13 protein-coding genes and 1 riboswitch are annotated in these 21845 nt (G+C 47.4%); of the genes, 12 read left to right on the top strand and 1 reads right to left on the bottom strand.

Annotated elements, in window-relative coordinates; genetic code table 11:
• The first annotated feature begins 69 nt into the window (after positions 1-69).
• Both HY200_02035 and HY200_02030 read left to right on the top strand, forming a co-directional pair.
• The gene (locus HY200_02035; GenBank protein ID MBI3593716.1) at positions 70-903 is read left to right on the top strand and encodes a formylglycine-generating enzyme family protein; all 834 of its coding nucleotides are present in this window, start codon (positions 70-72) and stop codon (positions 901-903) included.
• A gap of 225 nt (positions 904-1128) precedes the next feature.
• Positions 1129-1479: a DMT family protein gene (locus HY200_02030; protein ID MBI3593715.1), complete on the top strand. Its 351-nt coding sequence runs from the start codon at positions 1129-1131 to the stop codon at positions 1477-1479.
• A gap of 170 nt (positions 1480-1649) precedes the next feature.
• On the opposite strand, the gene HY200_02025 is transcribed toward HY200_02030, so the two are convergent.
• Positions 1650-2357 (bottom strand): hypothetical protein, encoded by a 708-nt coding sequence (locus HY200_02025; GenBank protein MBI3593714.1) that lies wholly within the window; start codon positions 2355-2357, stop codon positions 1650-1652.
• Positions 2358-2925: 568 nt separating this feature from the next.
• Between HY200_02025 and HY200_02020 the strand changes: the two genes are divergently transcribed.
• The 10 genes from HY200_02020 to HY200_01975 all read left to right on the top strand — a co-directional run bounded on the left by HY200_02020 (position 2926) and on the right by HY200_01975 (position 21662).
• The gene (locus tag HY200_02020) at positions 2926-4098 is read left to right on the top strand and encodes a DUF4382 domain-containing protein (GenBank protein ID MBI3593713.1); all 1173 of its coding nucleotides are present in this window, start codon (positions 2926-2928) and stop codon (positions 4096-4098) included.
• Between the two features lie 194 nt (positions 4099-4292).
• Positions 4293-4826, top strand: a complete 534-nt coding sequence (locus HY200_02015) for a hypothetical protein (protein ID MBI3593712.1) — start codon at positions 4293-4295, stop codon at positions 4824-4826.
• 169 nt (positions 4827-4995) lie between these two features.
• Positions 4996-5526, top strand: coding sequence for a hypothetical protein (locus HY200_02010; protein MBI3593711.1), 531 nt, complete (start codon positions 4996-4998; stop codon positions 5524-5526).
• 196 nt (positions 5527-5722) lie between these two features.
• Positions 5723-5803, top strand: a riboswitch (cyclic di-GMP riboswitch).
• Between the two features lie 150 nt (positions 5804-5953).
• A complete protein-coding gene (locus tag HY200_02005; GenBank protein MBI3593710.1) occupies positions 5954-10618 on the top strand; it encodes an SBBP repeat-containing protein in 4665 nt (1554 codons plus the stop codon).
• Positions 10619-10878: 260 nt separating this feature from the next.
• On the top strand, positions 10879-14040 hold the full coding sequence (locus HY200_02000; GenBank protein ID MBI3593709.1) for an outer membrane lipoprotein-sorting protein: 3162 nt from the start codon (positions 10879-10881) through the stop codon (positions 14038-14040).
• Positions 14000-15304 (top strand): hypothetical protein, encoded by a 1305-nt coding sequence (locus HY200_01995; protein ID MBI3593708.1) that lies wholly within the window; start codon positions 14000-14002, stop codon positions 15302-15304. Before HY200_02000 ends, HY200_01995 begins: the two co-directional genes overlap by 41 nt.
• Before the next feature lie 93 nt (positions 15305-15397).
• The gene (locus HY200_01990) at positions 15398-15847 is read left to right on the top strand and encodes a MarR family transcriptional regulator (GenBank protein ID MBI3593707.1); all 450 of its coding nucleotides are present in this window, start codon (positions 15398-15400) and stop codon (positions 15845-15847) included.
• 68 nt (positions 15848-15915) lie between these two features.
• A complete protein-coding gene (locus HY200_01985) occupies positions 15916-17091 on the top strand; it encodes an efflux RND transporter periplasmic adaptor subunit (GenBank protein ID MBI3593706.1) in 1176 nt (391 codons plus the stop codon).
• Positions 17092-17106: 15 nt separating this feature from the next.
• Complete coding sequence (locus HY200_01980; protein MBI3593705.1) at positions 17107-20259, top strand: multidrug efflux RND transporter permease subunit; 3153 nt, start codon at positions 17107-17109, stop codon at positions 20257-20259.
• Entirely contained in the window at positions 20256-21662 is a 1407-nt protein-coding gene (locus HY200_01975) for an efflux transporter outer membrane subunit (protein MBI3593704.1), read from the top strand. Before HY200_01980 ends, HY200_01975 begins: the two co-directional genes overlap by 4 nt.
• Positions 21663-21845 lie beyond the last annotated feature (183 nt).

The following is a 21845-nucleotide window of genomic DNA, read 5'->3' as shown; positions in this document are numbered from 1 at the left end:
CTCGACTGATTTAACCTTTGAAGTCTGAATAGTCGTCGAAAAGGGAGACGGTTATCACATCAACTTGTTATGATGAAATATTTTCTTGTCTATTTTATGACTGTGACTGCGGTATCTGTTGCGGGTGCAACGGAAGTTTATCCGTCATCCCAGCCACCACTCGAAACCTATGAAGGATTGGTTACTATTCCCTCGGGATGGTTTCAAATGGGAAGTAGTACAAAAGAAAATAAGGGAGGATATGCAACAGAACAGCCCCTGCATTCCGTCTTTCTGAGTACTTTTCAGATGGATCGATATGAAGTCAGCAATACTCAATACCTACGGTTTATCCTCAGGACACATCGTAAATCTCCTGTTTACTGGAAAGAATCCCGCTTCCCGGTTGAGATTGCAAATCACCCCGTAGCGGGAGTGAGCTGGTTTGACGCAGTTGAATTTTGCCATAATAATGGAAAACGGCTTCCCAAAGAAGCTGAATGGGAAAAAGCCGCGAGGGGAGTAAATGAAATCAACTATCCTTGGGGGAATCAACCAGCGGATCCCACTCTGGCCAATTTCGGAAAGCAACTGATAAATTCAAATTTGTCCATTGAGCTGATAAAGGAAAGTCTTTATCCTCCCCTGGTCGACGTGAATGCTTTCCCTGAAGGGAATAGCCCTTACGGCGTTTATCAAATGGGAGGAAATGTCATGGAATGGGTCGCCGATTGGTGGGACCCGGGGTATTATCTCCATAGTCCAATTTATAATCCTTCCGGGCCATTGAAGGGAGTACATAAAGTTGTCCGCGGAGGCTCCTGGAACGATGATCCACTTGCCCTCAGGACAGCAACACGGACAGGTATGGATCCTTCCACGAAGACATTTACTATTGGATTTCGTTGCGTAAAGTCTTTCTAACCACCTCATGAAATTAATGAACTTGAATGTAGAGGTTCCGGTTGTCAGTGCCCTCAACGAGGGGTGGGGGTCGTTCTGGAAATACACGAGACTATTGAAATAACCGGACTAAAAATTATTTCGGAATCCATCCTATATTTGCCTCTATTCCTGCAGCGTGCTAAGCTCTGAAATACGTTGGAAAATCAGTTATTTCTAATTTCATACTTTGGGAGTAACAACTAGATGACTACAATTCTTCTACTGGTTTTATCGAATATCTTCATGACTTTCGCGTGGTATGGACACTTGAAATATGGACACGACTGGTCTCTCTGGAAAGCAATAGTTGTCTCGTGGGCGATCGCATTTTTCGAATACTGCCTGGCGGTGCCAGCGAATCGTTTCGGTTATGGTCAGTTTTCTGGATTCCAGCTCAAGATTATTCAAGAGATCATCACGCTTGCTGTTTTCACTGTTTTCGCGATCACGTTTCTAAAAGAGAAACTCGCATGGAACTATATCGTTGCGTTCGTCTTTCTCTGCCTGGCTGCGTTCTTTGCATTTGCGTTCAAAGTCTCCGGACCCAACATCTGAAGGAAATGTCACAAGGGCTAACGATTTTAATTTTTGTGGGAGGGTGGGCGCTCGAACTCTATGGATTTTTTTTATTTTAGGCCAATGCTCGATTCCAGGAAGTATTTCACTTCACGAACAAGTCTGAAAACTGCGTTGTTGCTCCGCCGAACACGGTCAACCAGTCCGGCTCACTTGCTGAGAAACTTGTTGAAAAGTTCTTCCGCACCCTTACGGAGCAAATGCTCGCCCTGGGTCCTGGCAACGGACTTTGCAGTCTCTTCAGCTAGAAGGGTAGCCATGATATGCGCGATCTCCGAAGGAGTGGCTTCCCCGTTCTTGCCGATATCGGTCAACTCCAAACGGGGCAGCTCGACTATATAAGGATTATCCACCAGCTTTGCAATGCGAACGTGGATCTTTCCCTTCTCGAATACGAGCTTTCTGACAATCAGTTTGATCTCTTTGTCCCGGGGGTTTTTTTGTGGCAGCTCTTCTGAATGGGAAGCTGAAGGTGTGAGATTTCTCTTCAGGACATCCACATTCGTTGTCCCGTTTTCCTTCATTTCATAGAACACTTCAGGACCAGAAATCAGAATATTATCGATAACAATGGGCGTGTTCGTGACTGAGGTCACTTCGATCCGGACTGCTATGTTGTCAAGAGTAATGATGAACGGAAAAGAAAAGCCGGAAGAATTTGCCACCTTCAATCCAAGGACTGCGCCCTCTCCGTTTCTGAGTTTTATTTTCACTGAGGATACTCGGACAGCCGTTTTCGTTGCACGGGTGCCGTATTTTTCTATCGCTCCTTTCACGATGGAGTTGAAGTTCGTGAGAACGTAGACTACGGTGCCGGCGATGAGCAGAATCAGTAGTATAACTACGAAAATAATCATTTTCTTTTTCATCTGCCAACCTTTCATTATTGGATACCGCTCCCTGTTGTGCGATGTACCCGTCCCTTTGATCGCCTTGCCTAATTCCAGATTATAGTCGGTCTTTTCCCGAACTTTTTCTAATTGATCGATGGTTTCAACTCGTCAACATCGATTCCCAAGATTGCCATGTTTTGTCACGACATGATAATTGATCCTGCCAGATATCAATAACTATACACGAATGTGGGGAATGGGTTATGGAATAATAACGAGTTCCGGAAAGTATATATTATGGTTTTGAAAGAACCGGGACTGATATTCCGTAATCTCGATCTTTGGAAGTTAATAGAATTAATTTGGCAAAATTTTGTTTTGCCGAATATCTGGCACCTTAAAGCCTAGAGTGGGGCTTTTAACTCTTTAATTCTACAGACTTTCCCCCTTCAAATATAAGGGCACAAACATTGCTTTTAAATGTCTCTGTATACTTTTATCAATTCCCTATCTACAAACCCAATCAGGGTGCAAACTTTAAAATGAAAGTCTAGAATAGATAGCATATTGATGCTACATGAGGAGAATGATGATGAACTTGATATTTAGAAAAATTAAAATGATAACTTCCTTAGTTCTGCTTCTAACTGGATGTAGTTCTGGAATTTCCGGCGGAATGGGGAGCTTATCCGTTTCCCTTACCGATATGCCTACTTGTGGATTTGACCATGTCAATGTTACGGTCTCCAAAATACGCGTCCATCAAAGCGCTACAGCCAGCCAGAGCGACAACGGCTGGAGTGACATCACGCTCACTCCGTCAAAAAAGATCGATCTAACTTCTCTCGTAAATGGCGTATTAGAGGATTTTGGACAAACGGCGTTACCGGCAGGACATTATACACAAGTCCGTCTTGTTTTGGTTCCCAACTCTCAAAGTGGACCTTTCAATAACTCCATAATCCCCACTGGTGGAATAGAAACGGCCCTCGATACACCGAGTGCCGTCCAAAGTGGTATCAAACTAATTCACGCATTCGATGTTGCTGCTGACTCGCTTGTAGATCTTGCTTTAGATTTTGATGCCTGTCATTCCATTGTCCAAAAAGGAAACGGAGGATATGCTTTAAAACCGGTCGTCACCGTAATTCCCATGGGTATTAGTGGCAGGATTGTGGGGAGACTCGATTCGGCACTTCTCAATGCCAAGCCGATAGTCTTTGCAGAACAGGGTGGAACGATTATTAAATCAACTGTTCCGGATGGAACAGGAAACTTTATTCTTTCTCCCCTTCAACAGAGCAGCACAGCCGGACAATATGATGTGGTCATAACGGCTGATAATCATGCGTCGGCTATAATCCAGTCGGTACCCGTTACAGCTCAAGTTACGTCCACAATTAGCGATATTACGAATCCTATCAGTCTGAACAGTTCTTCCACTCACGTCGTCAATGGGACAGTTCTTCCTGGAAGTGCTGAGGCAAATATTCGAGCTCTACAGACGTTTCCTTCCGGTCCTACCATGGCGGTCGGATTTATTTCAGCAAACTCCACAACAGGAAGTTACTCGTTAACCCTTCCCACTGGCCCCCCTTCACTAGGGAATTACGGGCCCCTTCCGATCCTGTTAACAGCCGATGCATCTCTTGCAGGAAGTTTTCTGGTAGAAGCTTCTGCCATAGGCTATGTGAAACAAAGTGCGACTGTTGACATCAGTTCTGGCGACGTCATCCATGATTTCACTTTGACGGCAACTCCGTAGGAACACCTTCTTTAGGGAACATCACCAGGTTACGGGAGTTTTTTCTCAGGACCAACAGGTTGCAAAGAACCTCTCTGAATTGGGGTGAATTGAAATACAGGAATTCAGAAAGCGGAATGAAACTTACTTTTTGACAATATTTCAAATTAGAGTAGATTTAATTCTTGCACAAATTAATAAATAGGATCATTGAAGTGTTTTTGGGTCTGAAAAAATTGGATAGAGCAAAAATAATAAAGGAATCAAGAGAATTTTCCTTCCAATTTCTTAAACAGATTTACAATCAAATCCCCGGAATCAGCGCCATTGCAGCATTGATTACAGGAACGTGGATTGCTTCCACGTTTACGACCTCTCCGATCAAAGCCCAGCTAGCTTCATGGGGTCTTATCAACGGAGGAAGACACGTAGTTGGCAGTTCAATGTACCGGTTTCTTTCAATCGTAATTCCACTTTTGGTGGCCGGAATCACAGCATATCTGGTTCAAAAACTATTGAAACTATTTCGCGCAAAACAAATGGACCGGAACATACTCCTAGTTAGTAACCTCAACAAAGACGTCCAGGAATCTCTCCTTGAAAAACTGGGCCTGTTGGAGAAAATGAAAGAAGCCGGGCTATTATCTCAAGGTGAATACGAGACAAAAAAAGCCAATCTATTTCAGACTTACACCAAGATCCTTCCGAACAAAGTCAAAGAACTCCTGGTCAATAAACTGACCGGCTGATATATTCAGTATATTCACAATATGTAAAGGGGGATTTCTCTTTTTATCTGGATCGCTTGATTTCTGGAGGTTAAGAGTTCGGGTAGAGAACTGGAAGTCCTTTTTGCTCGTTACTTCGAGATAAAGTATTAGAATCGCTAATTATAAACTTTTAAAATTAAGGAAAATCATGATAAAAGAAATACTCTTTGGATTGAGTTTATTTGGCTTGGGTTTTTCCCCCACAGTGGTTCAAGCTCAGGTAAGCCTCGATATTCATCTTGGTGATCAGCCTGTTCCTTCCCCTCCAATGATCAATGAACCACCTCCAATTGAACTTCAGGCACCTCCGGAAATGATTTATGATGAAGGGCTCAGGGTTTATATCGCAATTGGGATACCGCATGATCTCTTTTTTAACAACAACTTTTATTACTACTACGTGAACCGAAATTGGTACCGTTCTGGCTATTATAGAGGTCCATGGGTCCGCACCGAAATGAGAAGAATCCCTCGTGGCCTCCGGGAGCATCGGCTTGAGGAAATAAGGGAGCATCGTGAACATGCCTTCAGAGAATATCGTGGCCACGAAGATCGTTATCGTGGAAGACATTTCCGGGCTGAAGAGCCTCGGGAAAGACACGATCGTGGGAAACATAGTGGGGAAAACCATAATGACAAGAGACACGATGGCGAAAGACATGATCGTGAAATAAGATAACGGGTAACAACCACTCACCGTTTGTCATTTTTTAAAAGTTGTTCCAAACTCCCCGGTTGACTCCGGTTAGAAATTTCCATTACAATCGTAAAAATTCATGTTCATTTCTCTTAATGAATGAATTGATGACAATCTGATACGTAATAATAATGGGATATCGATATTAAGAATAAGATTTAACAGACTTGAAATAAACCTTCTATAAAGGCAAACTGCTGGTGACGGCAGTGCGCAAAGTTACGGGTCTTAATGTTTTTAAGAAAGCCGAACTGCCGAGGTGATCAATGATATTGATGATCTCGGCAGTTCGGCTTTTTTATTCGATGTGTGGATGATGATTTAGGCCCAGATGGAAGCAATCGTTTTTTTTATTAGATATGAATTGAATAACTGATTTCTTAGGAAATTCAACTTTTAGGAGGATGTCATGAGTCGAGTAATGGTTTTATATAAACAGCGTTTTTTATTAATGCTTATCGGGATTGCGGCACCATGGATCTGGTCCGCCGTTCCAGCGTTCGCTATGCCAGGATCACATGTCATGCCTGAGTCAAAAGACAGGCCCCTTCAGAACTCAAAAAAGGTCAAGAAAGTTCAGCTCGACGAATCCTATGGCAAGCTTCCACTTTCTTTCATCCAAAATAATGGAACTGTACAACCAGAAGTTGCCTTTTTTGAAAAGGGGAAAGGTCATTCTACTTACTTCACGCAAGAGGGCATTTATTTTAATCTGGCCAATGGGAGCCAAATCGTGACGCAAAACCGAATGGCGGAAGATCGGGTTGATGGATCAAACGACGGCAACCAGGTCACTTTCCTTAAACTGGTTCCGTTGCAAGCAAATAAAAAATTCCAGATCGTTGCCGAAGGTGAGCAGGAGGGAAAGGTCAATTATTTTATCGGCAATGATCCTGAAAAGTGGAAAAGAAATTTGTCATCCTACCAGAAAATTGTTTACCGAGAAATCTATCCCGGTATCGATATTAAATTCTATGGTAACAACAGTGAGATGGAGTATGACATTATCGTGAAACCGGGAGGTGACCTTTCAAAAATAAAACTGGCCTACGAAGGGATCAAGAATCTGGTTTTAACAAAAAATGGGGATCTTGAAATTGAATTAAATGATGGCAAAATCCTTCAGAAAAAGCCCCTTGTGTATCAGGAAATCGACGGTAAACGGATCGAACTGGGAGGAAAATTCAAAATATTACGAGAATCGGGCAAATTTGCATATTCATTTGAAGTGGGCAATTTTGATAAAAAACAACCCCTCACCATTGATCCGGTATTGAATTATTCCAGCTATCTTGGGGGGAATATCGATGATATGGGTTTGGCAATTGCTCTGGACGCCGGAGGAAATATCTATGTGACAGGCGCGACGACTTCTACGGTATTTCCATTAGCGGGACACCCTTTCCAGTTTAGATTAGGCGGAATTGGGGTTCACCAGGACGCTTTTGTGGCCAAATTTAATTCAACGGGTACCGCCCTGGTGTACTCCTCTTATTTGGGAGGGAGTGCGGATGATTATGGCGCTAGCATATCAGTCGATTCCGCCGGAAATGCCTATGTCACGGGAATTACCAGTTCAACCGATTTCCCCATGGCCAGTCCCGTGCAGGGCACTTACGGGGGCGGATACTCGGACGCATTCATCGCGAAGATCAATTCTACGGGTTATTCGCTGATTTATTCCACCTATCTCGGAGGAAACGATGACGATGATGCCACGGGCATCGCAATCGACTCTTCCGGAAATGCTTATGTGACCGGGGAAACGCGTTCCCTTAATTTTCCTACCGTTAACCCGTTTCAGGCTCAGTACGGCGGCGGCATTCTGGATGCCTTTGTGACAAAGATCAATGCCGCGGGGACGGCATTGGATTACTCGACTTATCTGGGAGGGAGTGATTATGATGATGCGCACAGCATAGCGATAGATGCTTCGGGCAATGCATTTGTCTCTGGCGAAACAAAATCCGTTAACTTTCCCATAACGAGCCGCCACATTCAGGACCAAATTGGTGGAAATTTTGATGCCTTCCTGACGGAACTCGATGCGGCCGGGTCCGCCGAAATCTATTCCACTTTTCTGGGTGGAAGCGACTATGACATAGGCTGGCATATTGTCCTCGATGGCGCTCACAATATTTATATGACAGGTTCCACCCGATCGACGAACTTCCCTCTGGCAGGGACTTCTTTTCAAGGTACATTTGGCGGGGGGACAGATGTATTTGTCGCGAAGATCCATCCGTTTGATTCCTCGGGGTCGGACTTGATCTACTCGACCTATTTGGGCGGCAGCGGCGAAGACAATGGTTATGGCATCGGAGTGGATGACGCAGGTAATGCCTATGTGACGGGAGGAACCAGTTCTTCCAATTTCCCCATAGCGGGACTTCCGATTCAACACACGCTGACAGGAGAAGCGGTGTTTGTGGCGAAGCTGAATGCGGATGCTTCTGCCCTGGGTTACGCCACCTTTCTTGGAGGAAGTTACCAGGACTTTGGCTCCAGCATTGCCGTGGATTCAGCAGGGAATGCATACTTGACCGGAGGAACTTCTGCGACTAATTTTTCTTTGACTAACCCTGTCCAGGGAACTTACGGTGGAGGCTACCAGGATGCCTTTGTCGCAAAACTCTCCTATTTCCCCGTAATCTCAACCACGGACGCAAGCAATAACACAACGAGTCCGAATGTATTTGAAACGACTTTGACTGCCGAGCAGGTGCAAAATGGGCAAACGGTTTATGGATATAATAATTCTGTGCCAGGGCCTACGATCCGGGTAAAAAAAGGGGATCATGTCATTGTTCATTTTCAGAACCGGCTTCCCGCAGTCCCCTATTCCTGGATGCCTGATGTTTACAATGATACAACGATCCATTGGCATGGTATTGAAGGGAACAATGCCAGTGATGGCACGCATGTGACTCAATCTCCTGTCATGCCTGGAGATGATTTTTTATATGATTTTTTCGTTCCCCGGGCAGGCACCTTTTTTTACCATCCTCATTCCACATTAGCCTTCGACCAGATGGCGGCAGGTCTTGCAGGTGTTTTGGTTGTTGACGATTATGCCGGAGCAGGTCAGATCACACCCTTGCAGAGCCTCATTGACAGCGGAGTTCTTCCCGCTACTGAGAAAGTAGTACCGCTTACGGATGTTACGGTATCGGCTGCTAAGAATGAAGCCAAGGGAGAAATCGTTAAGCTGAATTCAGGAGATGGGATTCGGTTGCAATTAATCAATGAAACGACTCAGGCTTATTATCGGTTCGATTTTCCCGGCACGATTTATCGAATTGGGGGAGAAGGTGGATTGTTAAACAGCGTTCGAATCGAAGGGGGTAGCGTAGCCAATACAGATCCTTCAGGTGGGACGATCGATCTGGGTTATCCACAGGGTTCTATCGTTTTGGCGCCGGGCCAGCGGGCCCATGTGGTGATCATTCCAGTCGGCTCGACTGGCCAGATTCAATCTCTGATGCTGACCAGACTTTTAAGGCCGACTCCGGATCTCAATCCGGCAATAATGCCAACCGAGGCGATTGATCCAAGCTTTCCTCTTTTGAATTTTCAATTCACATCGAATTCCCGTTTAATACCTCTTGCTTTGTCCGAGGGCCAGGTCATGTTGTCCGAGGCGAACGCAGTGGCTCCACTGGGAACTGATAATAGACAATTTATCGGTAGTGCAAGATCGACGTTCACTTATAGCGCCAATGGCGAACCCGGTATTAACGACTTCTCCTGGCTGCATACGCTCCCTCATCCGCCATCCGCCAAATATGCTAATCTCAACGACGTCATTCTATGGGAGGTCTATAACGATACAGATGATGATCATCCGTTTCACTTGCATGGATTTTCAATGCAGCCCCTTTATTTCACCGCTGCCGGGAAGCGTTGGAATTACGGAGGAACAGAGTTTGTAGATGTCGTTAGCGTCCCGCCCCATGTCTCTCTCTTTTTTAAGGTCGCCATTAAGGATCTGGTGAAAGAAACACTTGACGCCCTTGATCCATCCACAACACATTTTGGTGATCCGACTGGACGATGGTTATTCCATTGTCACATTCAATCCCACGCCGCAGGTGGCATGGTATCGGAACTGGTCATTTCAAACGGGAGGACTAAATTCGGATTGGGTGTCCTCGTGAATCCGTACCCATTTTTCTCACTTCTCTATGACAATGTGATCCAGGCTGGTAATACAGTGGTTAATCCTCTTCCGCCCAAGTCGGGACTCCCTCCTCTTCCTTCCGGATTTGATAGTACTCGATCCGCTTATTTCAACATTGCAACGGATGCAGTTTTTTCGGGGAATGTATCCATTTGCAATACCTATGACCCTTCTTTTTTTCCGGCAGGATCCCAGATTGTTCTATTGCATAATTCGGGAAATGGCGTCTGGAGCAATATTACCACTTCGCTGGATACTGCCAACCATCAAGTCTGCGGCGTCACTTCGAGTCTTTCACCTTTTGTGATTACCCGCCTAATTACTACCCCTCCCCCCTCAATCCAGGCGAATGTTTCCCAGCTCGCCAATGCGTCCGGCTGGATCCGTTCGAATACCGTGGTCACATTTACCTGTTCCGATACCGGTCAGGGAATTGCCTCGTGTCCTGGACCGGTGACCGTTTCCAATGAGGGGGCGGGCCAACTGATTTCAGGTACTGCGGTCGACAATGTCGGAAACAGTGCTTCCACCTCGGTGACGATTAATTTGGATAAGACGCCGCCTGTCATTAACACGGCATATACCATTGTCCCGGATCCTAAGAAGGGGGATAAAGGTACCGTAAAGGTGACCTTTACCTGTTCAGATCCTCTGTCCGGTGTTTCGACTTGCCCCAATCCGATCGTTATCGCGGCGGAAGGCTCGGGACTCTCTCAAGTCTTCAATGCATTGGCTACGGATAAGGCAGGAAATACAAGCAAAGCAGGTTGCCAGATCCTGAATCAATTCATTTCAACTGTCCAGGCGGCTTCTGGAAAGACGCTGACACCCAATCAGGCGAATCTTCTTATTTTAGCGGCAAAAAGTCTTAAGACATTATTGAAATGTCCATGAACAAAATGGCAGTTTGTGTGACGCGCTTGTCATAATATTCTTACAGATTTGAAAGTCACCTTCATTCGAAACTTCAGCGGGTGATTCCGGTTAATGAGGAACAGAGCCTAACATGTAGTTGGCTCTGTTCCTCATTTTTTGTTATAGTTTTATTCCAGAACATCAGGACGAAGTCACTTAGAGCAGTTCTTCTGTCAAATCGTTGATGAGACAGGTCAGTGAACTGGACTTGGCGGGTTACCTGTTGTAAGGAGTATCACGTGAAAACGTATATAGAATTTATTTTAAAATACCGAAAGTTCGTTATCGCCATCACCATTCTGGTCACGCTCTTTTTGGGTTTTCAGATTCGCAATCTGCATGTCGTCATCGATCCGAATACCAATCTGCCCCAGGACCATCCTTATGTCATCACGACGAACAAAATTGAAAAATGGTTTAGTTCCAAAAACATTATTGTTATTGGCGTGACCCCGAATCGGGGCGATGCATTCCAACACGATGTTTTGGAAAAAGTAAAAGAAATGACCACAAGTCTGATGTCAACGCAGGGAATCGTCAAGGAGAATGTCCTCTCGATCGCCGCCTCGAAAGCCAAATGGATAAAAGGGACGGCAGACGGAATGGAAGTTAAACCATTTCTCGATGAAAAAATTCCTGAAAGCCCGGAAGCACTCGAGACACTCCGCAATCGGATCCGGTCCAATCCTATTTTCTATAACTTGATTATTTCAAAGGACGAGAGAACCGCATCCATTATTATCGAACTCAAAGATCCTAAAAATGGTTACCAGGAGATCATGGGTAAAATCAGAGCGATTGTGGATCCCCAACGCGATACAACGGTAGATATCGCTGTAGGGGGATGGCCGGTTTATGGCGCTGAATTTGAACGTTACTCGCAAAGAATGGGCTTCTTGTTTCCGCTGGCCGTTTTGTTAATCGGATTGATTCATTATGAGGCCTTTCGGACCTTTCAAGGACTCATACTCCCGCTCGTGACTTCTCTGCTGGCTGTCGTCTGGGGGGTGGGAATTATGGGGCTTTCAGGTGTCCCGATGGACGCCTTTAATGCAAGTACGCCCATTCTCATTTTGGCGGTGGCTGCAGGACATGCCGTTCAGATCCTCAAGCGATATTACGAAGAATACCATCGACTACGTCAGACCACGCTCCTGACACCGGAAGAGGCAAGTCAAAAGGCAATATCCGAATCGATGTTGCGCATCGGATATGTGATGCTGACTGCCGGAATGGTCGCTGTTCTCGGTTTCTTCTCGCTGATCGTATTTAAAATGACAGTCATCAAGACATTTGGGATTTTTACCGGACTCGGTATTTTATGCGCGTTGATTCTTGAAATGACTTTTATTCCTTCGCTTCGTTCTCTGCTTCCGCCTCCAAAAGAAAGGGAAGAAATCCGGGAAAGAGAAGAGAGAATTTGGGATCGCGTAACAGCGTCGTTTGCCCAATGGATTACATCACCGTCGAGATGGAAAATATACCTGTTTGCCGGAATGTTCCTGGTTGTTGGCCTTGTTGGAATGTTTCGGGTGACCATTGAAAATGCCAACAAGCAATATTTTTCCAAAAATCTCGATTTTCAAAAAGAAGATGCCCGACTTAATGAACAACTGGGAGGAACGGCTGATTTTCACATCCTGGTAGAAGGAGGAGAGGAAGATGCGATCAAGAACCCCAAAATTCTCAAAGCCATGGACGACACAGAACAATTCCTCAATCAACAGCCGTATGTCGGGAAGACGATATCGCTGGCTGACTTCATCAAGCGGATGAACCAGGCGATGAACGGAGATGATCCGAAATTTGCCGTCATACCTGATAGCCAGGAACTCATTTCCCAGTATCTTCTCCTTTATTCCATGTCGGGCGATCCCCTTGATTTTGACAGTTATGTCGACAATGGATACCAGAATGCCGAAATAAAGGGTTTCTTGAAGACCGATAACAGCGTTTATCTCCAAAAACTTGTCAGTAAACTCAATCCTTTTATGTCGACGGCGTTTAGACAAAACGGACGGGTACGAGTCAGTGTTGGAGGCGGAGCCCCCTCGGGTGCCGCCATGAATGAGGTCATCGTTCAGGGAAAAATTCTTAATGTATTGCAAATTGGTGGTGTCATCTATCTAATCTCGTCTCTGGTTTTTCGCTCATTCTTTGCCGGCTTTTTTGTATTGGTTCCCCTCCTGTTAGCTGCGGTGGGTAATTTCGCGATCATGGGTTATGGTGGCATTCGATTGAATATCGGGACGTCGGTGATTCTGGCCATGACGGTTGGGATCGGCACCGATTACGCAATTTATCTGATTTACCGGTTAAGAGAAGAGATTGAACGGGGAGGAGACATCGATCGGGCCTTTCAAATAGCGCTGACCACGGCCGGAAAAGGAGTCCTTTACGTCGCGACGGCCGTTTCAATTGGATATGGCGTGCTCCTTTTTTCATTTGGATTTTATATTCATCTCTGGTTTGGCATGCTGACCGCGGCGGCCATGTTTTTCAGCTCTTTTGCGGCGCTCACCATATTGCCTGCCCTGGTCTATACTTTGAAGCCGGATTTCATTTTTAATCAGAAACGCGCCCGTGCAATCCGGTCCAAAGAAATTACCGTGGCGATTCTCCTTGCGGCCGGATTTTATTTCCTTTTGATTCCCCAGGCAACTGCGGCTGAATTGTCGGGTGAGGAAATCATGGAAAAAAACTTCAAAATCGCCAAAGTCCAGGATTCGGTTTCGAATGCGACCTTCACTTTAGTCAACAAAGGGGGACAGGAACGGATTCGAAAGACTTTTGGAACGACAAAATTACAATCCAACGGAATTGACAATATGCGAATGACCCGGTTTAATTCGCCTTCCGATGTCAAAGGGACCTCGACCCTCATCATCGAACATGCTGATCAGGAGGATGAAATCTGGGTCTATCTTCCGGCTCTCAGGAAGGTACGCAGGCTCGTTTCATCCAACAAGAAAGAGAGCTTTATGGGAACGGACTTCTCCTACGGAGATGTGATCGGTTATAAAGTGAGCGACTGGCATCATCAGATTCTTAAGGAAGAAGAAATCGATCACCAGGCCTGTTATCTCATTGAATCCTTGCCCAAGAATGATCTGGTTCGGTCGACAAATGGCTATTCAAAACGACTCAGCTGGATACGAAAAGATAATTTCGTGATGATCAAAGGTGAAACCTGGGACCCTTCGGGTCAACCCTACAAATCTTTTCAATTCGGCGAGGTCGAGCTGGTCGATCAGGCGAAAGGAAAATGGCAGGCCATGAAAATGGAAGCTCTCAATCTCGACAGCGGCCATCGTTCAATCATTCACTTAGAGAATTTTAAAAGCAACCAGGGAATTAAAGATGAGTTCTTTACCATCCGGTATCTTGAAAAAGAGGACTAGGAGATGGTTCCGTTGGGTTCCTTTAATTCTATTTATTTTGTATTCCTTCCAGGCAAGGGGTGAAGAAGTACCCCCCTTTCCCGTTACCGGCTCGGCCCAGGGAGGTTATTGGACCGGCTCAAGAAGTCTTGATGACCGGGAGGATCTGAAGACCGCTTCACTCTGGATCAAAACCGCCCCTGCCATCGGTTCCCTTGCAAAGGGCCATTTCGAAGGGTGGATCATTAACTCCGATTTATTCCAGGGAAACGAAACGATGAGTATGCTTCGGGAAGGCTATATTGATTTGGCCGCCGGCCCGTTTGATTTCCGGATTGGAAAACAGATCATTGTCTGGGGAAGAGCGGATCAGGTCAATCCGACGGATCATTTAAGTCCCCGGGATTACACACTTTTATTTCCGGACGAAAATGACCAACGATTCGGTTCAATTGGATTAAAGGGCTCGACGAATATTGGAGCTTACTATGTTCAAGGTTACTGGATCCCCTTCTTTAAGCCCAATCACCTTCCCTTACCCCAATCTTCTGCACAGTTGACCTTTCGCGAACAAGAGCCTGACAATGCCGTTGGGCAATGGGGTGTGAAAGTGGAATCAACCGGGAGAAACTGGGATGGTTCCATATCCTACTATGATGGGTTCGATCTTGATCCCGATCTTTCTCTTGATTCCTTGTCCGTCCTTTCCATTCAACCCCCGCCATTGAACATTCTCCTGAGCCACCACCGAATCCAGACCTTCGGTATCGATGGCGCGGCGGCAGTCGAAAGATTCGGATTGAGAGGGGAGGCCGCCTATACGCTTACTGAAAATTCCGACAGTTCGAATCCGTTTATAAAAAGTCCCTTTCTTTTTTTCGTCCTCGGAGGAGAGCGGACATTCCTGGACTACCTCAATATTAACCTCCAGTTTATTTTTAGAGAGGTCTTAGATTATCAAGATCCCGGAGGTATAGCAGATCCCATTGCCCGCTCCGTCGCCACGGAGGAAGCGCTCTTCAACAACCAGCTGGACCGAATTTCGGAAGGTGCTTCGATAAGGGTAAGCAACAAATGGTTTAATGAAACGCTTGAAGCGGAACTCGCCGGAATTGGAACCTGGACACGCCATGACACCCTTATACGCCCAAAGGCGACCTATGCCATCACCGACCAATGGAAAATAGTCGTTGCCGCAGATATTTATCGAGGTCCGGATGACTCGTTTTTTGGGAGTTTGAGCAAAAATACCGCAAGTTATACCGAAATCTCTTATCATTTTTGATTTCCTCTCCCTTTTTCAATTAAAGATTGTGTCAATTGCCTAGTCGTCAATAAAAAAATTGACAAGGAAACATCACACCTGTATAGTTCATCTATGAATGAATTAGATTCCGGTAAACAGATGAGCAGTTCATCCTGTACTGAAAATAACGTCATTTTTCTTCTCGTCCAAATTGGACATGCCCTTGAATCGCATCTCGAAACAGCTTTGGAAGAGGTGGCATTGTCGCTTGCAAAAATGGGAGCCCTCTCGAAACTTGTAGATGAAGGTGAAGCCCTGACCTTAAGCGACCTGGCATCTCGATTAACTTGTGTCAGATCAAACATTACCCAGCTGGTAGACCGGCTCGAAGCCGATGGCCTTGTGAAACGTGAAGAGGATCCCTCCGATCGTCGAGGGGTGAAAGCGGCACTTACTGAACTCGGACGCGAACGACACGCTCTGGGGGTAGAAAAGCTGAGAGAGGTGCAACAGAGATTGTTAAAACACCTCTCAACAATGGATGCCAAAATGCTCAACAATGTGTTAACGAAATTAAAATAATCCATTTAAAGATATGGTAATAGGATCGAAACCACATTTTTTGAAAATCTAAAACAGAGGAGAAGCGGATGAAGCTCAACGGAGTCAGGATTTTCTTGGGAATGATGATATTGGGGACTCTGGGATGTAGCCAGCAAGCCCGTTCCGCGGCTCCACCGCAACTTCCGGAAGTTGCGATTGTCACACTTTCTGCACGCGATCTTCCAGCCACATTTGAATACGTAGGGCAAATTGCTGGTGTGAGGGAGGTCGAGGTACGGCCGCGGGTTTCCGGCATCCTGGAGCATTGGAACTACAGAGAGGGTTCGACGGTTCAGGCGGGTCAGAAGTTGTTTGAAATTGATTCTGCACCCTTCGCAGCGGCTTTGGCCAAAGCGGATGCTGATCTGGCCAGTTCTCAGGCCACTCTTTTCCAGGCGTCCCGCAACGCAGGCCGGCTGAAGCCGCTTTGGGAAGCCAAGGCGGTCAGTCAGAAAGATTATGACGATGCCATTTCATCCGAACAGATCGCCTCAGCGAATTTGAAGTCCGCAGAAGCGGCGGTGACCGAGGCGAAGCTCAATCTCTCTTACACCCATGTCGAAGCCCCTATTTCAGGCATTACCAGTCGAGCGCTCAAATCGGAAGGGAGCCTCGTTGAAGCCCAGCAGACGCTTCTGACGACGATCTCGCAGATCAATCCCATCAACGTTATTTTTAGTTTTACGGAGGCCGAGCACCTGAAATTTACCCGTGCTGTGTCCGAAGGACGTCTTAAACTTCCCAAAGGCGGAAAATTCGACGTGACCTTGAAATTGGCTGATGGAAGCGAATACTCCGGCTCCGGAAAAGTGGACTTTACCGATGTGCGGGTCAATCCCAGTACTGGCACCATCGAGGCCCGTGCTGTGGTCTCGAATCCGAAGCACATTCTTCGTCCCGGTCAGTTTGCGCGGGTGAAACTTTCCGGCGGGGTTCGTCCAGGGGCCATCGCTATTCCACAGCGCTCTGTGATAGAAGGACCTAATACCAAAATGGTGATGACTGTGAATGAAAAAGGGATTGTGGAACCCCGTCCGGTCCAGGTCGGAGACTGGACAGGAGAGGAATGGGTTATCACGGGCGGACTCAATCCAGGGGACAAGGTCATTGTCGATGGACTTTTTAAAGCCCCTCCGGGATCGCCGGTAAAGACCACCGAGGCATCCGCAATCCCAGTTCCCGCGACGGCGGGCGCCGGTTCCCCTGTTTCTGAAAAAAAATAAGAAAGGACTTGACGCATGCTCTCCCGATTTTTCATTGATCGCCCGATTTTTGCGGTCGTTCTCTCGATTTTTTTGGTTTTGGCAGGCTTGTCCGCGATTCGAACACTCCCGGTTGCACAATATCCGGAGATTGCTCCTCCAATCGTTACTGTTCGGGCTGTTTATCCGGGCGCGTCCGCAGAAGTCCTCGAACAGACCGTAGCCGCTCCGATTGAAACTCAGATTAACGGCGTTGAAAACATGCTCTATATGAGTTCGAATTCGACCTCGGACGGCATCGTTACGATCAATGTGACCTTCGACATTGGCACCAAAATTGACCAGGCAACGATCAATGTCAATAATCGTGTCAAACAGGTCGAGTCGCGATTGCCTCAAGAAGTCCGGCGGCAAGGGGTGACTGTTGAAAAGAACTCATCGGCTTTTTTGCAGGTGTTGGCCTTTTATTCACCCGACGGAACGTTTGACGGCCTTTATACAAGCAATTATGTGACGCTCAATGTGCTGGATACGATCAAAAGGATTCCAGGGACAACCAATGTTCAAATTTTTGGAGCAAAGGATTATGCGATGCGGATCTGGCTGAGGCCAGACCGGATGGCCCAATTGAAACTGACCACGGGCGACCTCCTCAGGGTTTTAAATGAACAAAATGCCCAGTTTGCAGCGGGCAAGGTAGGGGAATCGCCTACGGGAGGTCCTCAGGAACTGGTTTACTCCGTGACCACGCGCGGGAGGCTTTCTGATGTAAAGGAATTCGAGAATATTTTGATCCGTTCGAACCCGGACGGGTCAGCGCTTCGACTGAAAGATGTCGCCCGGGTCGAACTCGCCTCAAAAGATTACAATTTTATCGGCAGAGTCAATGGTAAAGAAGCGACGCTGATCGGAATCTTTCTTCAGCCCGGAGCCAATGCGTTAAATGTGGCCGCTGAAGTCGGAAAGACGATGACGGAAATCTCCGGCCGGTTTCCGCCCGGTCTGGCCTTTTCCATTCCTTATGACACGACACGGTTCGTCAAGGTTTCCATACGTGAAGTGGTCAAGACTTTGGCCGAGGCGATGATTCTGGTTTTTGGGGTTGTATTTCTATTTCTTCAAAACTGGCGGGCGACGTTAATCCCGTTTGCCGCGGTTCCGGTTTCGTTGATTGGTACCTTTGCCGGACTTTTCCTTTTGGGTTACTCGATCAATACGTTAACCCTTTTTGGCATGGTCCTGGCCATCGGTATCGTCGTGGATGATGCCATTGTCGTGCTCGAGAATGTAGAAAGAATTATGCATGAAGAGCATCTGCCGGCTCGAGAAGCTGCGCTGAAGGCGATGGGTGAAGTCTCGGGCCCGATTGTTGCCATTGTTCTGACGCTCTGTGCGGTATTTATCCCGATTGCTTTTCTGGGGGGATTGACCGGAGAACTCTACCGTCAGTTTGCGGTGACCATCTCCATAGCGGTCGTCCTTTCCGGGATTGTTGCATTGACGCTCACCCCCGCATTGACTGCGCTGATTCTGAAGAGAGAACATAAAACGCCGGGCCGTTTTTTTACCTGGTTTAACAACTGGTTTCACCGTGTGACCGGTCATTACAGCGATGGCGTCGCATGGATCATTCGCCATGGCGTTATCGGAGTTTCTCTCTTTGCCGTCATGGTGGTGGTTGCAGTGGGGCTCTGGAAGATCACACCGGGCAGTCTCGTGCCGGATGAAGATCAGGGCTATTATATTGGCGTGGTATTTTTACCAGACGGAGCGACGTTACAGCGTACCGATAAAGTGGTCGGAGAAGTGGTCAAAGCGATTCAATCCAATCCTGATAACGAGTTTGCAGTCGCCTTTACCGGGCTTGATTTCATCGGTGGTGGTTATCGAAACAACGCGGCGACTATCTTTGTACCGCAAAAACACTGGGACGAACGAAAAACAAACACGCACCAGCTCATTGGTGATTATTTTATGAAAACAGCCTACATCAAAGAGGGATTGGTCATTGCATTTGCCCCGCCGCCGATATTTGGCTTGGGAAATGCCGGCGGATTTGAATTCTACATTCAAAATCGGGGCGAAGGGGGCGCAGGGCGACTGGCCCAGGTGAAGGATCAGTTTCTGGCGGCAGCCAACAAGGATCCGAGACTCGGAGGCGTCCAGACTCTCTGGCGATCGAATGTCCCGCAGTTATTTATCGATGTGGACCGTGAGAAGACCAAGGCATTGGGCGTTCCGATCAACGAATTTTTTGATACCCTCTCTGCCACGCTCGGTTCATATTATGTCAACGATTTTAACCGCTTTGGCCGAACCTGGGAAGTGCTGATGTCTGCGGAACCTTCATTCCGAAACCGTCCGGATTCGATAGGAGATCTTTATGTAAGGTCCGATAAAGGGGAGATGATTCCGGTCCGAGCATTGGCAAAAGTCTCCTACACATCCGGACCCGATTCTCTCGATCGATTTAATAATCTCCCTTCAGTCAAACTGATGGGTCAAGGCGCGCGGGGTGTTTCTTCCGGACAGGCGATTCAGGAGGTCGAAAAGATTGCGAAAGAGGTTCTTCCCAAGGATTTCAGCTATGACTGGGGGGGAGCCTCGTTTCAGGAAAAGAAAGCGACAGGGACTTCCGCGTTTGCATTGGGTCTGGCGGTCGTGATGGTTTTTTTGATTCTGGCCGCCCAATATGAAAGATGGTCATTGCCGTTTTCGGTTTTGATGGCGCTCCCGTTTGGTACTTTTGGGGCCCTCTCTGCAGTTTGGATCAGGGGCTTAACAAACGATGTCTATTTCCAGATTGGATTGGTGACCCTTCTCGGTCTGGCCGCCAAGAATGCGATTCTGATCGTCGAATACGCGCTTCTTAAAAATCAGGAGGGACTTTCTCCCTCTGCTGCGGCACTGGAAGCCTCCCGGCTCCGTTTCCGACCGATTTTGATGACCTCGTTAGCCTTTATTCTAGGGGTGTCGCCGTTAGCCTTTTCAACAGGTGCCGGGGCCGGTGCGCGAATTTCCGTAGGAACAGGTGTGATGGGGGGAATGTTGGCCGCAACCTTCCTTGCGATATTCTTTGTCCCGATGTTTTTTAAACTCATGACCGACCGTCACCTGACCGAAAAGCGGTCAACTTCCCAAATGAGAGATGAAATCGAACAGCACAAGCGGAAAGAGAGGGGGTCATGAAACTCAATCGAGTCATTAAAATCACGATCATGACGTTTCTTCTTTCCGGATGCATGGGCCTGGGGCCGGACTATGTCCGGCCAAAAATCGATACTCCGGAGGTGTGGCCGGGACAGACGACGAACCATTCTCTCTCCGCGGAATGGTGGAAAGTTTACCATGATCCTGGTCTTGAGAAAATAGTCGAAGACTCACTTTTGCACAATTTGGATCTCGCACTGGCCATTGCCAGAGTGGACGAAGCGCGCGGCACCCTGGGATTGACTCGGGCGGACCAGTTACCCGACTTCTCTGTCAGCGGAATCCGGTCGAGAAACCGGGGGAGCCAGTCGAGTGTACTGGGGATACCGCAGGGAACCGACCCGGTTTATGACAATATTCGAGCGACCTTGAATACTTCGTTTGAGATTGACCTTTGGGGGAAATACCGGCGTGCGAGTGAAGCCGCGCGAGCCAATCTCCTCGCGACGGAATTTAACCGTGAATCGGTCAAGCTGGCGCTCATATCGGAGGTCGCGCGCGGCTATTTTAATCTTCGTGCGCTTGATGCAAAAGTCGCGGTGACACGAACGACGCTGTCCAGCCGTCTTGTTTCCCTGAATTTGCAGCGCTTGAGATATGAGGCAGGTCTTGCTTCTGAGCTTGAACTCAGGCAGGTGGAAGCGGAAACTGCAGCAGCCGAGGCACTTTTGCCGACGCTTGAAAACCAGTTGGGCCAGCAGGAAACCGCCCTCTCGGTACTCCTTGGCCGCACGCCTCGAGAGATCGTCAATTTACCGGTTGAACGGGGTTCCGCGCTAGAAGCCTTAACCGTACCTCCTCCGGTACCCGCGGGACTCCCTTCCGATCTGCTGGAGTTTCGTCCGGATATCCGGCAGGCGGAACAGCAACTTGTAGCAGCCAATGCGCGGATTGGACAGGCCAAGGCGGCCTACTTTCCTTCGATTTCATTGACCGGTTTTCTGGGAGGAGAGAGTCCCAATCTGACAGATTTATTTTCCGCGCCTGCCGCGGTCTGGCAGGTCTCCTCTTCGGTCAGTCAGAAAATCTTTGACGCCGGCCGCACCGGGTCGAATGTCGAAGCAGCAAAAGCGCGTCAGCGGGAAATGCTGGCGGCCTATCAATCGGCGATCCAAAATGCTTTTCGAGATACGCTGAATGCATTGGTTGCCCAGCGCAAATCCAGAGAGACGCTGGAGGCGGAATTCAAGAGAGCAAAAGCACTTGAGAGTGCGCTAAACCTTGCCAAGATCCGTTATGATAACGGGGTGGCCAGCCAACTGGATGTTCTGGATGCGGAACGGGGTCTCTTGGATGCGGAGCTGAGCCGGATTGAGGCCCAGCGTGCACAGCTTGCCGCGACAGTCGATCTGTTCAAGGCCCTGGGAGGCGGCTGGAAATAGGTTGAAGTCCTTCCGGCCGGAGAAGACAGTGTTACCGGCCAATCAGAAGAAATTGTGATTTTATCTATCACTTTCATTTTAAAAATGGATCTATCTGGGGAAAGTGAGCGATTCAGAAGCGATTCGGTGGATGGACACGCTGCATGAAAGATAACAACAAAACCGGTCTTTGGGGTCAGTTTT

The sequence above is a fragment of the Nitrospirota bacterium genome (assembly GCA_016194305.1).
Lineage (GTDB): Bacteria > Nitrospirota > Nitrospiria > JACQBW01 > JACQBW01 > JACQBW01.
Note: the sequence above shows the minus strand (reverse complement) of the source record. Positions and strands in the feature narration are given on the sequence as shown.

Bases quoted from the DNA above. Each gene is read 5' to 3' on its own strand.
- HY200_02035 (MBI3593716.1), top strand. From the start codon at position 70: ATGATGAAATATTTTCTTGTCTATTTTATGACTGTGACTGCGGTATCT.
- HY200_02030 (MBI3593715.1), top strand. From the start codon at position 1,129: ATGACTACAATTCTTCTACTGGTTTTATCGAATATCTTCATGACTTTC.
- HY200_02025 (MBI3593714.1), bottom strand. From the start codon at position 2,357: ATGATTATTTTCGTAGTTATACTACTGATTCTGCTCATCGCCGGCACC.
- HY200_02020 (MBI3593713.1), top strand. From the start codon at position 2,926: ATGAACTTGATATTTAGAAAAATTAAAATGATAACTTCCTTAGTTCTG.
- HY200_02010 (MBI3593711.1), top strand. From the start codon at position 4,996: ATGATAAAAGAAATACTCTTTGGATTGAGTTTATTTGGCTTGGGTTTT.
- HY200_02005 (MBI3593710.1), top strand. From the start codon at position 5,954: ATGAGTCGAGTAATGGTTTTATATAAACAGCGTTTTTTATTAATGCTT.
- HY200_01995 (MBI3593708.1), top strand. From the start codon at position 14,000: ATGAGTTCTTTACCATCCGGTATCTTGAAAAAGAGGACTAGGAGATGG.
- HY200_01990 (MBI3593707.1), top strand. From the start codon at position 15,398: ATGAATGAATTAGATTCCGGTAAACAGATGAGCAGTTCATCCTGTACT.
- HY200_01985 (MBI3593706.1), top strand. From the start codon at position 15,916: ATGAAGCTCAACGGAGTCAGGATTTTCTTGGGAATGATGATATTGGGG.
- HY200_01980 (MBI3593705.1), top strand. From the start codon at position 17,107: ATGCTCTCCCGATTTTTCATTGATCGCCCGATTTTTGCGGTCGTTCTC.
- HY200_01975 (MBI3593704.1), top strand. From the start codon at position 20,256: ATGAAACTCAATCGAGTCATTAAAATCACGATCATGACGTTTCTTCTT.